The organism is Rhodanobacter sp. FDAARGOS 1247 (genome assembly GCF_016889805.1).
Taxonomy (GTDB): Bacteria; Pseudomonadota; Gammaproteobacteria; order Xanthomonadales; family Rhodanobacteraceae; genus Rhodanobacter.
This window is the reverse complement of the sequence record NZ_CP069535.1, coordinates 986,994-1,000,644: the sequence shown is the minus strand read 5'-3', so window position 1 is coordinate 1,000,644 and position 13,651 is coordinate 986,994. Positions and strand designations below refer to the sequence as shown.

The following is a 13,651-nucleotide window of genomic DNA, read 5'->3' as shown; positions in this document are numbered from 1 at the left end:
GTCTCGTTCCTTCAAAGGGTGGGCGCTGGCGGCGCATTGGCGGCCAGTCCGCCATGGCGCCGGATATGCGTACTGCCGTCCGCTGCCGGTGCCGCCAGCGTGGCCAGCCAGCGACGCAGCATCGGATCAGTCTGTCGGCTGCGCAACGTGGCGTCCAGTCGCCAACCCAGCGGACTGAGCTGCAACCCGCCGGCAAGCTGCAGCGGACCGCTGCCGGCGTCGCGCAGCTGCACGTCGATCACTCCGCCCCGTGCCTGTGCGGTGGCCTGCAATTCGCCCAGTGCGACGTCGCCCTGCGGCGTCCGCATGACCGCGTCGTGCCAGCTCGCCTGCGCGTCCAGCTGCATCGGCCAGCCTGCGCGCAGCCGCGCGTGGGCAACCTGCAGTTGCAGTTCGCCCCGCGGTTTCCCCCAGGGCGTGGCGAGTTCCTCACCGATCGCCGTCGAGCTTGCCCGGACGTTCGCGTCGCGCACTTCCACTTCATCACCGGGCAGGCGTTCCAGCCCGCCCGAAAGATGCAGCTGCGGCCCATCGAAGTCCAGGCGCAGGCGCGGCTGGCCCAGCAGAGCGCTTCGTGACAGCTGCCATTGCAACTGGCCGCGGGTCCGCCCGTCCGCCGCAATCACAGCGCCGACATGGCCGTTCCACACGCTGCCGCTGACCTGCTGCAGACGGATGCCGTGCAGCGACGGCTCGATCCACGGCAGCGCCCAGCGCGCGGGCAGGAAGCACAGCAGCGCGGCGGCCAGCACCAGCAACAGGACGAAACCGATCAGGCAAGTTCGCAATGACTTCAAGCGTGTAATTCCAGGTGGGACGATGCACGGGCTTGAGCGACTGTCGCGCTGCACCGATGATAGCCGGATGACCAACCTCGCAAACGGCAACACGGCGCTCGCGGCGCGCGACCTGCGCCATGTCTGGCACCCCTGCACCCAGATGCACGATCACGACCCCACGGGCTCGAACAGCGTGCCGATGCTGCCGATCGTGCGGGGCGAGGGCGCCTGGCTCGTCGATGCCAACGGCAAGCGCTACCTGGACGGCATCAGTTCGTGGTGGACCAACCTGTTCGGCCATGCCAATCCGCGCATCGCCGCGGCCCTGGCCGAGCAGGCGCGCACGCTCGAACACGTGATCTTCGCCGGTTTCACCCACGAACCGGCCATCGCGCTGGCCGAAGAGCTGGCAAGGATCACGCCGCCCGGACTGGATCGGGTGTTCTACGCCGACAATGGTTCGGCGGCGATCGAAGTAGCGCTGAAGATGAGCTTCCACTACTGGCTCAACCAGGGCCACGGCGAGAAGACCCGCTTCATCGCGCTGACCGGCAGCTATCACGGCGAGACCCTGGGCGCGCTGTCGGTGAGCGATGTCGCGCTGTACCGCAAGACCTACGCGCCGCTGCTGCTGACGCCGTTCCTGGCGCCGTCGGCGGATACTTATCAGGCCGAACCCGGCGAATCGCCCGAACAGGCGGCTACGCGCGCCCTCGCCGCCCTGCGCGTGCTGCTCGAGCAGCACGCGCACGAAACCTGCGCGGTGATCGTCGAGCCGCTGGTGCAATGCGCCGGCGGCATGCGCATGTATCACCCGGCGTATCTCACCGGCCTGCGCGCGCTGTGCGACGAGTTCGCCGTGCACTTCATCGCCGACGAGATCGCCGTGGGCTTCGGCCGTACCGGTACGCTGTTCGCCTGCGAACAGGCCCCTGCAGCATCCGGGCGCAGCGGCGTGTCGCCGGATTTCATGTGCCTGTCGAAGGGACTGACCGGCGGTTTCCTGCCCCTGTCGGCCGTGCTGACCAGCGAGGCGATCTACCAGGCTTTTTACGCCGAACACAATGCCGGCAAGGCGTTCCTGCACTCGCACAGCTACACCGGCAATCCGCTGGCCTGCCGCGTGGCGCTGGAGACGCTGGCAATCTTCCGCGACGAATCGGTGCTGGAGCGCAACCGTCATTTGGCCGTCCATCTGGGTCGCCGGCTGGAGGCCCTGCGCGATCACCCGCATGTCGCCGACGTGCGCCAGACCGGCATGATCGCGGCGGTGGAGCTGGTCGCCGACAAGGCCAGCCGGCGACCGTTCCCGGCACAACAGCGGCGGGGCTTGCGCGTCTACCTGCACGGCCTGGAGCACGGCGTGCTGTTGCGACCGCTGGGCGACGTGATCTATTTCATGCCGCCCTACGTGGTCAGCACGGCGGAAATCGACCTGCTGGTCGACACGGCCATCGCCGGAATCGAGTGCGCCGTCAGCCACTGAACGGGGCGCGAGGCCTGTCCAGGGCACGCGCCCGCGCTATGCTGGGCGACCGCTCCATGCCATCCGGTTCCCATGCGCACGATCCGTATCCACCTCGACCAGCCACTCAGCGTCTCGGCGGAAATCGCCTTGCCGGCCCAGGCCGCCGAGCACGTCGGCCGGGTGCTGCGCATGAATGCGGGCGACCCGCTCACCGTGTTCAACGGCGACGGCAGCGACTACGACGCGACCATCGTGGCGCTGGGCAAGCGCGACCTGCGAGTGCGGATCGACGCGAAGCTGCCCGTGCAGAACGAGTCGCCCCTGCCACTGACCCTGGCCCAGGGCGTGGCGCGGGGCGAGAAGATGGACCTGATCGTGCAGAAGGCCACCGAGCTTGGCGCCGTCCGCATCGTGCCGCTGCTCACCGAACGTTCGGAAGTGAAGCTGGACCCCGCACGTGCCGAAAAGCGGCTGGCCCACTGGCGTGCAGTCGCGGCCAGCGCCTGCGAACAATGCGGACGCGCGCGGTTGCCCGAGATCACCCCGGCACAGCCACTGGCCGGCTGGCTGGCCGGGCTCGCCGATGACGGTGCGTTGCGTCTTGCCCTGTTGCCGGAGGGCGCTCGTTCGGCCCGCGAACTGCGCTTCGGGGCCGCCGGCGGCCTGCTGGTGATCGGCCCGGAAGGCGGCCTGGGCGAGCGCGACATCGACGCGCTGACCCGGACCGGTTTCGAGGGATTGCGACTGGGCCCGCGCATCCTGCGCACGGAAACGGCGGGGCTGGCCGCCATGGCGGCCCTGCAGGCGCTGCACGGCGACGGCTGATTCACCGCCCCGAGATCACCGCCCCGAAATCACCGCCACGAGACTCGCCCCGGAAACTTGAAACAAGCCGCGACCTCTCAGTCGTCGGCGTCGACCGAGCCGTCTTCCACCGTCTCGACGGTGTCCATCACCCCGGAATCGTCGTACAGGTCGAGCAAGGTGGCCTCGATCCATTCCAGGTCAGGAATCATCGCCACGTCATCGCGCACCAGCACATGGGCGCGCACGCCCGGCTGCAAGGGCTTGCCGTCATGGGTGGGAATGATCAGCTCGGCGTTCAACGTGGTCAGGCGCGGGAAGCCCTGGGTCAGCACCGCGATGAACGGCAGCTTCGGGTTGCCGCCAAGCGCCTTCAACACGGCCACGCGCACGCTCAGGTCGGCGTCGCCCGCCTCGGTGCCGGCCAGTTCGGCAAATGACACCAGCGGCACGCGCCAGCCACGCCACTGGATCCGTCCCAGCATCCAGGCGGGGGCGCCGGGCAGCGGCTCGGGCGTGCTCTGGGTGATCACTTCGGCGATGTTGGCGTTGGGCAACAGCAGGCGCTGGTTGCCTACCGGCACCAGGACGCAGCGGATTTCACGCGGCAGCGGATCACTCATGGAAACACCTCGATCAGGCGCGCCGCCAACTCGGTCGGCGTGCCGGAAAAACTGACCAGCCGCTCGGCGAAGATCCCGCTGACCATGTCAGCGAAATGTTCCCCGGACGACGACTCTACCCAGACCTGGCCGCCACGATCGTGGACCGCCTGCGCGCCGGCCACCGCATCGTTGCCGCGCCCCGCGAAAACGATCGCCAGTGCATCGCGGCCAAACACGCTCGCCGCCATGGTCAGGCTGGCGTCGATCGACGGTGCTTCGGCGGACTCGCCGCCGGTGGCCTGCAGCTCGATGCTGCCGTCACGGCGCAGGCGCACCTGCTGGCCCGCCGGCACCATCAACACCTCACCCGATCCGGCGCGACGGCCCTGTTCGGCCAGTCGCACGGGCAACGCGCAATGCGCCTTGAACTTCTCCGCCAGCGCCACATCGGACTGTTCGCCCACGTGCTGGGTATGCAGGAAGGTCAGCCGCGTGGTCACAGGCAACGCTGCCAGGAAGGCACAGACCGAATCGACGCCATCGGTGGCGGCGCCAAGCACTACCACCCGGCTCAGCGCGCTGCCCAGTTCGTCCAGCACCATCTCGTGGTCGATCACGCGTTCGTAGGGTTGCGGTGCGACGGCCTCTTCCATCGAAACCAGCTCGAGACTCATCACCGGCTCGATATCCGCCGCGACCGCATCGGCATCGGGCGCAAGAAAATCGGCCGCACTCATCTTCTCGATGCCGAACATGCCGGCATCGGGCTTTTCCGGTGCCGCTGGCGCCGCGTCTTCGTCGACCAGGCTCCATGCATCCGGCGCGCGTACGCCCGGCGCGTTGTCGGCCATGAGCGGATGCGGCGCCGAAGCCGGCGTCGTGGCCGCGCCGGTATCGACCAGGGCAGACAGTTCGAGATGATCGATCTGGAACGTCGGCGGCGTCACGCTGGCCAGCACCGGCGCTGCTTCCGCCGGCGGCGCGTCAACGGTCGCCACCACGTCGAAGTCCGCTGCCGGTCCGGCCGCGCCTGCATCATGGAAATTGCCATCGTGGAGTGGCGGCGGCTCGAGGTCATCCACGAAACGCAGGCCGGGGCCCGAGGTGACCTCGTCTTCGGCTGGCAAATCACCCGAGGCCAGCAAGGCCTCGAGCTCTGCCGCCAGGTTCTCCGATTCGGCGGTGGCGATCTGCTCGTGCTGGCCATCCGCGTCGTCGTGCACGGGCAGGAAATCGTCCGCGTCGGGTTCCGCTGCCGCCATCGTCGGAGCGACATCCACCACTTCGTCGACCACCGGTTCCGGCGCTGCAGCCGGTTCGACGGGCTCGGCGGCAGCGACGGGAGTCGGCGTCACGGTCGGCGGCGGAGCCACGGCAGCTGGCATGTCGACGAGGTGTGGACCGTCCGGGCGCGGCGGGTCCACATCACCGGCCGCCAGCACCTTGACGGCCAGATGTCGCGCCCAGCGGTCGCGATCCCAGCCGGCCAGCGAGCGGCTGGCCTGCGCATCATTGAAGACCACCCGGGGGCGTTCGTCGTCGATCACGTCGTACAGGTGATCGAGCGCATCGTCGGCGCTGTCGTCCAGGTTGATGACCAGCACGTCGGCGCCCACCTGCCGCAGCAGTTCACGACTCAGGCTGGAAACCCCGCCCTCGTGCACGATGCGTGCACCACGTTCCTGCAGCGCCTCGCGCAGCTGGCCAACCAGTTCGGTATCGTCAAACAGCAGGGCAACCGCCGGCGCCATTTCAGTCATGAACAGGCTCCGTTGCTCGCTGCTCCAATACTTCGCCGATCTGCACCAGCAGCTCCGCTTCCTGGTACGGCTTGCCGAGGTAACGATCCACGCCGATGTCGAACGCTCGCTGGCGATGCTTGTCGCCGCTGCGCGAGGTGATCATGATGATCGGCACGTCGCGCAGTCGCGGGTCGGCCTTCATGTGGGTCGCCAGCTCGTAACCGTCCATGCGCGGCATTTCGATGTCGAGCAGCATCAGGTCGGGCACGCGCTCGTGCAGCTTCTCCAGCGCATCGACACCGTCCTTTGCCGTGCTGACCTCGTACTCGTGGCGTTCCAGCACGCGGCCGGTGACCTTGCGCATGGTGATGGAGTCGTCGACCACCATCACCAGCGGACGCACCTGGACTTCCTCGACCACCGGCGCCTGCACCGCGCTGAGGCCTTCGGACAGGCGCTGGTCGCGGCGGATCATGCCGTGACGCACCAGCGGCGCCAGATCGAGAATGATCAGCACCGAGCCGTCGCCCATGATCGTGGCGCCGAGCAGGCCGGGCACCGAACTGATCTGCGGGCCCACCGACTTCACCACGATCTCGCGCGAACCCAGCACCGCGTCGATGCGGATCGCCGCGCGCAGGTCGCCTGCGCGGGTCAGCAACAGCGGCTGCTGTTCGTCTTCGGCCGGCAGACCCGGCGGCAGACCGAGCAACTCGGCCAGATCATGAATGCCGAACGCCTCGTTGCCGTAGTTGAACGACGGCTCGTCCTGCGCCATCAGGGCGGTCAGCTCTTCCGGATTGACCCGGGCCACGCCCTGCACCGAGGTCATCGGGATCGCGAAGGTCGCCTCGCCGATGCGCACCAGGATGGCCTGGGTCACCGCGAGCGTGAACGGCAGGCGCAGGATGAAGGTGCTGCCCTGGCCTTCTTCCGACTCGATCGACAGTGAACCGCCGAGCTGCTTGATCTCGTTGGCGACCACGTCCATGCCGACGCCACGGCCAGCCAGCTGGGTCACCGTGCTGGCGGTGGAGAAGCCCGGCTGGGTGATCAGTGACAGCAACTGGTTGTCGGTCGGCTTGGTCTCGGCACGCAGCAGGCCGCGCTCGATGCCGCGCTTGCGGATGGCTTCGCGGTTCAGGCCGCGACCGTCGTCGCTGACCCGCACCACCACCTCGGTCGCCTCGCGGGCCACCGTGATGTGCACCGAGCCCTCGACCGGCTTGCCGGCCTTGCGGCGATCCGCCGGGCTCTCGATGCCGTGGGCGATCGCGTTGCGCAGCATGTGCTCGAACGGGGCCTTGATTCGATCCAGCAGGTTGCGGTCCATTTCACCGTGGGCACCGTCCACGTACAGCTGGGCCTGCTTGTGCTCTTCCTGCGCCGCCTGACGCAAGGTGCGACGCAGGTTCGGCACCATCGTGTCGAACGGCAGCATGCGGGTGCGCAGCAAACCGTCCTGCAGTTCGGTACTGACCCGCGACTGCTGGATCAGCAGGGTCTCGGCCTGGCGCGTCAGCTCGTCCAGCATGTTCTGGATGGACACCAGGTCGGATACCGACTCGGCCAGTGCACGCGAATACTGCTGCAGCTGCGAGTAGCGGTCGAGCTCGAGCGGATCGAACACGGTGAGGCCCGCTTCGCGATGCTCGCGCTGGAAGCGCGCGATGATCTGCGCCTCGGTCTCGATTTCCAGCATGCGCAGCTGGCTGCGCAGACGGGCCACCGTCTGTTCCAGCTCGACCAGGTTGAAACGGTAACCGGCAACCTGCTGTTCCAGTCGCGAACGGTAGATCGCCACTTCGCCGGCATGGTTGACCAGGCTGTCGAGCAGGTCGGCGCGAACGCGGATCTGTTCCTGCGACGACCGCACCTCTTCCTCGGCCTCGGGCATCAGCTCGGGCAGGTCGGAGTCGGTGGTGGCGCCCTGACGCGGTGCAGACGCCACGGCTGCGACGGCCGGGGTCGCCATGACCGCAGCGGCCAGCGAGGCATCGTCGGCGAACGTGGTTTCACCGGCCAGCGCCAGCAGATGATCGATCATGCCCTGCGGATAGTCGGACACCTGACCCTGCGAAACCTGCTGCACCATCGAGTGCAACTGGTCAAAGCTCGCTTCCAGCGCGGAAATCAGCGGCGCGGTCTTGGCCGTGTCGCGGATCGGCTTCTCGAGCAGGGTTTCGATGGCGTGGCTGAGATCGCCCACCGCCATCAGACCGGCGATGCGCGCACCACCCTTGAGGGTATGCAGGTCACGCTGCAGTTCGGCCACGTGCGACAGGTCGGCCGAATCGGCGTGCCACTGGGCCAGGACGCCATCGGCGTGGTCCAGAATCTCGCGGGCCTCGTCGATGAAGACTTCCAGCAGGTCGGCATCGATATGGCCGAGGCTCGCCGGGGCGTGAGCGGATTCCGGCGTCGGTGCGGCATCGACCTTCGCCACGGCTTCGGATTCGGCCCGCTTCGCGGCAGCCTGTTCGGCAGCCAGCTTCTCGGCAGCAGCGCGTTCCGCGGCAGCCTGCTCGGCAGCCTGCTTCTCGGCGGCAGCGCGTTCCGCGGCGGCCTGCTCGGCAGCCAGCTTCTCGGCGGCAGCACGTTCCGCGGCAGCCTGCTCGGCAGCCAGTTTCTCGGCAGCAGCACGTTGCGCGGCGGCCTGCTCGGCAGCCAGCTTCTCGGCGGCAGCGCGTTCCGCGGCGGCCTGCTCGGCGGCCAGTTTCTCGGCGGCAGCGCGTTCCGCGGCAGCCTGCTCGGCAGCCAGCCTCTCGGCGGCAGCGCGTTCCGCGGCAGCCTGCTCGGCAGCCAGCTTCTCGGCGGCAGCCTGTTCTGCTGCGGCGCGCTCGGCAGCCACCTCCTCGGGTGCAAATGCGTCGAGCGCGGCCGCCAGCTCGGCGGTCACCTCGGCGTGATGCGCATCATCCGGATGGACGTCCTGCGCATCATTCCCCGCCGACCGGGCCTCGGCCATGCCGGCTTCTAGGGAAGCGGCCATGATCGCCTCGTCGACACCCGCATGATCCACAAACGCATGATCGGTCGGGGTTGCCGGCTGCACCGGCTCGAGCTCGTCGATCTGTGGCTCGAACACGACGTGCGCCACGCGCGACTCGGGATAGTCGTCGCGCATGTGGACGATCTGCGCGGTGAGCACGTCCGCGTTCGGCAGTTGCGGCTCGGCGGCATCGAACTGGCCCATGACGTGGTCGACCACATCGACGGACTGCCCAAGCAGGCGGACGCCCTCGGCGGTCAGCGGCAGATTGGCGGCACGCAAGCGCTTGAACAGCGACTCCAGCGGCGACAACAACTGCGTCAGCAAGGGGATGTCGACCATCGCAATCGCACCGTGCAGCGTGTGCACGGCGCGCAACAGTTCCTCGCCGACCGGCAGTTCACCCTCGCAACGCTGGATCGCGCCACGAATGGTCTGCAGATACTGGGCCACTTCGCTGCGCAGGATTTCCAGCAGCACCGGATCGACCGGCGGCATCACCGGCATCGCGATGGCGTGGTCCGGGGCGGCAGGCTCGTCTTCGACAAGCGCGCCAGCCATGCCGGCCAGGCCCGCCGTCGGCACCGAAGCCGCGGTCGAGTCGAGACGCGGCACCCGCCGGCGAACGGTGCGACGGACCGTTTCGGTAGCCGTCGACACATGGTCTTCCAGTCGCGCCGGGTTGCCCGCCGCCAGTTGCCCGGCGGTGTGCATGATCGCGCTGAGCGGAGCGCTCGGCTGCCCCTCGCCCTTGAGGGCGGCGAGCAATCCGGGCAGCGCGGCGATGGCATGCCGCACCAGCGCCTGCACGTTGGCATCGGGCTGGATGCTGTTGTCGAGCACGCGGTTGAGCATGTCCTCGACTTTCCAGGCGAACTCGCCCAGCACGCCGGCGCCGACCAGGCGACCCGAACCCTTCAGGGTGTGGAACGAACGACGGATGCTGACCAGCGACGACGTCTGCGCGGGATCAGCCAGCCAGGTCTTCTCGGCGCCGAGCAGGTTGTCGATCTCCTCCTGCATCTCTTCCAGGAAGATGTCGCGGATATCGTCATCGATGCCTTCGGCGTCGATGTTGAAGTGGGTGTTGTCGGCCAGCGCGTCGCGCACCGGCACCTGCTCGACCACTTCCTCCTCGACCTCGACCCAGTCGCCATCCTCGTCATGGGCGTCGCCGCCCACCAGCATGTTCGGTGCCGGCGCCTCGGTCTGGGCCAGGCGCAGACCGTCGAGATCGTGCGCCGGGGCCGCAGATGCACCGCTGTCGCCCACGAACAGGCCGGTGAGGTCCACGCCCGGCAGCAGGCTGACCGATTCGGACAGTTCCGGATGTTCCGCATCGATGCCAGCGAGGCCCACCGCCGGCGCCATGGCGTCTGCTGCGACAGGGGCGGTGCTGACTTCGCGCTGGGCGGGAACCGGCCAGTAACCCAGCAGGCCGAGGCTGTGCTCGGCCACGTCGAGGATGTGTTCCAGCCCGCCACGGTGCTCGCGGGCCGCCTCGAGGTAATACTCCAGGGCAGCCAGGGCATCGGCCAGATGATCCATCTGGGTGCCGCTGGGCACGCGCCGATCCTGCAGCAGTTCGTAGTCGACGAAGCGACCCACGCCCTGCGCAAGTTCGGCCGGACGAGGCGAAGACAGCATGCGCATGGCGCCCGCCACTTCATCCATCTGCAGCGGTGCGCCGGCGAGTCGATCGTGCTCCCAGCCGGATTCGACGAACGCGACGATCGCGTCCTTGACCCGACCGGTGTTGGCGATGGCTTCCTGCATCAGCGTGGTGACGACGCCGAGTGCCTCGCTGCGTGGCAGCGCGTGCATGGCATCGCCAGCGCCCGGTTCGCCGTCGGAACCGAGGCTTTCGATGTGATCGTCCAGCGAGGCCTCGACGTAAAGCAGGGCCCCGGCGACATCGAGCAGGGTCTCTTCATCGGCGGCGCGCAGCCGGTTGGCAATCTCGTCGAGCACCCGACGCTGTTCGGTGACCACGCGGCGCGGCACGGCCAGCGCCAGCATGCCCAGGGTATCGCCGACGCGCTCGAGCACCTCGCCCTGCACGGCCAGCTGGGCGGGGTCGCCATTCTGCTGGCGCAGGAACAGGTCCAGCGCTTCCTTGACGCGCAGCAGGTCGTCCTTCAACGCACGGGAAACGGAATCGAGCAGGGCACGATTGTGTCCCGCCATCGAGCCGCGCGCGTGCTCGAGTTCGCCGGCGTCCGGCAACAGGGCGTCCAGACCGTAGGTGCTGCGCAACAGCTCCATCTGCGGGCTGCGTTGCTTGGCCTGGGCCACGATGTACAGAAGCTTGCAGGCGACTTCGTCCGCCTCGCCACCGCGCAGGCTGTGTTCGCCCTGCTCGATCAGCAGGCGGATGTTGCGGTCGACCTTGCCGATCAACTGGCGTACTTCGCCCGCGAAACCCTTCAATGCACCCTGTTCGAGGCCCTCGAGAACACCGGCGGCGATCCACCAGAGGCGTCGCCCGTGCACGTGATAGCAGCGGGCGGTGATCGCCAGCAGGGTCTTGCGCATGTTGACCAGCTGCACCGCGGCGTTCTGGCCGCGAAACCAGCCGAGCAGTTGCTGCTGGAAGCGCAGGCGCAGGTCGACCAGCTCGGCGCGATGCGCCTCGGCATAGGCCTCGCTCATCGCCGCCGGGGCCTGCTCGGGCAGGAAGGCGTCGAGATTGGGGTGGAACATCGCCGATTCGGGCAATGCTTCCTGGCCACGGCTGGCGCGCAGGTCATTGAGCAGCGGCAGCAGCACCACCGGCACGTCGCGGTGCCCGCTGGACAGCCGCTCGAGGTAGTCGGGCAGCTGCATCAGGCCGCGCATCAGCGCGGCATACGCTTCCTCGCGCTGGGCGACATGATCCTCCAGCAGGGCGATGGCGAGGGCCTCCATCTCTGCGGTGACCATGGCCGCGCCGTACAGCTCGACCATCTGCAAGGTGCCCTGCACCTGATGCAGATGGTCGGCACAGGTGCGCATGAAATCGCGCTTGCCCGGATTGTCGACGTAGGACTCCAGTGCCTCGCGGGCGATCGACAAGGTGTCGTCGAGCTCCGGCTTGACCCATTGCAGCGTCGTGAAATCGATGTGGTCTTGAAGTCTCATGCGCCTCTCTCAATGGTTGCACAACGCCAGCATCCTGCAACCATCGAGACTGCCCCCTGTCTTGTGCTTTTCTCAATCGCGCCGGAAAGCGGCACGGCCGATGTCAACCCGGCAGCTTGAAGTGAGCCACCGAACGCCGCAGATCGCTCGCCAGCTGTGCCAGCGTACCGATCGAGTCGGCCGTCTGGCTGGCACCTTGCGAGGTCTGCGAAGTAATTTCCTGAATCGCGTTCATCGAGACGGAGACATCCGTCGCCGCCGCGGACTGCTCGCGTGCTGCGGTCGAGATGTTCTGAATCAGCGCGGACAGATCGTGCGAAACGCGTTCGATGTCACCCAGTGCGCTACCGGCATCCTCCGCCAGGCGTGCACCGGCGACCACCTCCGCGGTGGTCTGTTCCATCGAGTTCACCGCCTCGTTGGTATCGGACTGAATCGTCTGCACCAGCGTTTCGATACGCTTGGTGGCGCTGGTCGAGCGTTCGGCCAGTCGCTGCACTTCGTCCGCCACGACCGCGAAACCGCGTCCCGCCTCACCGGCCGAGGCCGCCTGGATCGCCGCGTTCAACGCCAGGATGTTGGTCTGCTCGGCGATGTCGTTGATCAGTTCGACGATCGAGCCGATCTCCTGCGAGGATTCGCCCAGCCGCTTGATGCGCTTGGAGGTCTCCTGGATCTGGTCGCGGATCGAGTCCATGCCGGAGATCGTCTCGCGCACCACTTCGGCGCCGTGCGAGGCGATCTTCACCGATCGCTCCGCCACGTCGGCCGATTCGGCCGAATCCCTGGACACCGTGTCCATCGAGGTCACGATCTGGTTGATGGCCGAGGTGGCCGAGCTGATCTGCTGTGCCTGCTGTTCCGCCGCGTTGGCCAGATGGCGGGCGGTGGTCTGGGTTTCCTGCGCCGACGAGGAGACCTGCTCGGAGGTCTCGTTGATCGTGGTCACCAGTGAACGCAGCTCGTCGATGGCGTAGTTCACCGAGTCGGCGATGGCGCCGGTGATGTCTTCGGACACCGTGGTCTTCACGGTCAGGTCGCCTTCCGCCAGCGAGCCCATCTCGTCCAGCAGGCGCATGATCGCCTCCTGGTTGCGCTGGTTCAGCTCGGTACTCTGGGCGAACCGCTTGCGCTGGTCGCGCACCAGGGTGATGACCAGCAACAGGGCGAAGGCCACCGCGGCGATCGCGCCGAGCAGGCCCCACCACACGTTCGGGAACAGCCGGCGCAGCGGCAGCTTGCCGATCTGCTCGGACAGGTCGTTTGCACGCAGCAGCACGGTCTGCGAATCCAGCGAAGCCTGGTTGCCGGCGCGCTTCACGTCGGCGATGTTGCCGGCGGCGGCGACCAGCTTGGAAACCGGGTCGGCCAGCTGGTTCCAGCTGGCGTCCATGTCGGTCAGGATCTTGCGGGCGTTGGAGTCGTTGATCGGCTTCACGCCGCTGTCGGGGTTGCCTTCGATCAGGCCCTTGAGCACGTTGCCGTACAACTGCGCGTCGCGGAACAGGCCGTCGGCGGCAGACTGGGCGCTGTCGCCACCCTGCAGCACTTCCTGCACGCGGCGGATGATTCGGTCAGCCGACAGCATCTGGCGGGAGGTGCCCAGCATCTGTTCGGAGCTGCCGTTGCGCTGCTGCAGGATGTTGACCACCTGCTCCATGCTCGAGTTGAGCAGGGGCATCTGCTGCGAAAGCGTGGCAGCGCGCTGTCCGGAGTCGAGCACCACGGCCTTGTTCGACAGGATCTTGCCGATGTCGGCGTCGAGCTGTCTCCAGGAAGCATCCAGCGCATTGACGGCGCGACCCGCGGGGGTGACGTTGTTGTCCGCATACGGCTGCATGCCGCCCTTGGGATCACCCTTGTTCAGCCGCTGCACCGCGGAATCAATCGCGTTGCGGGTGGACTCGAGCTCCTTGAAGGAGTCGGTGTTGCCATCGGCCGATTCCAGCGCGAACTTCGCCGTCTGCTGTGACAGCACCTGGATCTGCGTGGTCAGCGCGATCGCCTGGCGATCTTCACTGTTCTTCTGGTTGAGCAGGAAGAAATCCAGTGCCGCGAAACCGATCGCAATCAGCAGCAGGACAATGAGTGCGGTGTAACCGCGTTCCCTGCTGACGCCCCCTGTAGTGCTCATGTTCACC

General features: G+C 67.5%; 7 protein-coding genes. 2 read left to right on the top strand and 5 right to left on the bottom strand.

The window, feature by feature from the left end; all coding sequences use genetic code 11:
* Nucleotides 1-11 precede the first annotated feature (11 nt).
* The gene (locus I6J77_RS04315) at nt 12-797 is read right to left on the bottom strand and encodes a type II secretion system protein N (RefSeq protein WP_204110701.1); all 786 of its coding nucleotides are present in this window, start codon (nt 795-797) and stop codon (nt 12-14) included.
* Nucleotides 798-864: 67 nt separating this feature from the next.
* Between I6J77_RS04315 and I6J77_RS04310 the strand changes: the two genes are divergently transcribed.
* Complete coding sequence (locus tag I6J77_RS04310) at nt 865-2,265, top strand: adenosylmethionine--8-amino-7-oxononanoate transaminase (protein ID WP_204110700.1); 1,401 nt, start codon at nt 865-867, stop codon at nt 2,263-2,265.
* Nucleotides 2,266-2,337: 72 nt separating this feature from the next.
* Nucleotides 2,338-3,072, top strand: coding sequence for a 16S rRNA (uracil(1498)-N(3))-methyltransferase (locus I6J77_RS04305; protein WP_204110699.1), 735 nt, complete (start codon nt 2,338-2,340; stop codon nt 3,070-3,072).
* Nucleotides 3,073-3,149: 77 nt separating this feature from the next.
* Here I6J77_RS04305 and I6J77_RS04300 read toward each other — a convergent pair whose 3' ends face one another.
* From I6J77_RS04300 to I6J77_RS04285, 4 genes are all read right to left on the bottom strand, one after another.
* Complete coding sequence (locus tag I6J77_RS04300; RefSeq protein WP_204110698.1) at nt 3,150-3,674, bottom strand: chemotaxis protein CheW; 525 nt, start codon at nt 3,672-3,674, stop codon at nt 3,150-3,152.
* Nucleotides 3,671-5,416, bottom strand: a complete 1,746-nt coding sequence (locus I6J77_RS04295) for a chemotaxis protein CheB (protein WP_204110697.1) — start codon at nt 5,414-5,416, stop codon at nt 3,671-3,673. Before I6J77_RS04295 ends, I6J77_RS04300 begins: the two co-directional genes overlap by 4 nt.
* Complete coding sequence (locus I6J77_RS04290) at nt 5,409-11,510, bottom strand: Hpt domain-containing protein (RefSeq protein ID WP_204110696.1); 6,102 nt, start codon at nt 11,508-11,510, stop codon at nt 5,409-5,411. Before I6J77_RS04290 ends, I6J77_RS04295 begins: the two co-directional genes overlap by 8 nt.
* 103 nt (nt 11,511-11,613) lie before the next feature.
* Nucleotides 11,614-13,644 (bottom strand): methyl-accepting chemotaxis protein, encoded by a 2,031-nt coding sequence (locus I6J77_RS04285; protein WP_056717820.1) that lies wholly within the window; start codon nt 13,642-13,644, stop codon nt 11,614-11,616.
* Nucleotides 13,645-13,651 lie beyond the last annotated feature (7 nt).

Bases quoted from the DNA above. Each gene is read 5' to 3' on its own strand.
- I6J77_RS04285 (WP_056717820.1), bottom strand. From the start codon at position 13,644: ATGAGCACTACAGGGGGCGTCAGCAGGGAACGCGGTTACACCGCACTC.
- I6J77_RS04305 (WP_204110699.1), top strand. From the start codon at position 2,338: ATGCGCACGATCCGTATCCACCTCGACCAGCCACTCAGCGTCTCGGCG.
- I6J77_RS04310 (WP_204110700.1), top strand. From the start codon at position 865: ATGACCAACCTCGCAAACGGCAACACGGCGCTCGCGGCGCGCGACCTG.
- I6J77_RS04300 (WP_204110698.1), bottom strand. From the start codon at position 3,674: ATGAGTGATCCGCTGCCGCGTGAAATCCGCTGCGTCCTGGTGCCGGTA.
- I6J77_RS04295 (WP_204110697.1), bottom strand. From the start codon at position 5,416: ATGACTGAAATGGCGCCGGCGGTTGCCCTGCTGTTTGACGATACCGAA.
- I6J77_RS04290 (WP_204110696.1), bottom strand. From the start codon at position 11,510: ATGAGACTTCAAGACCACATCGATTTCACGACGCTGCAATGGGTCAAG.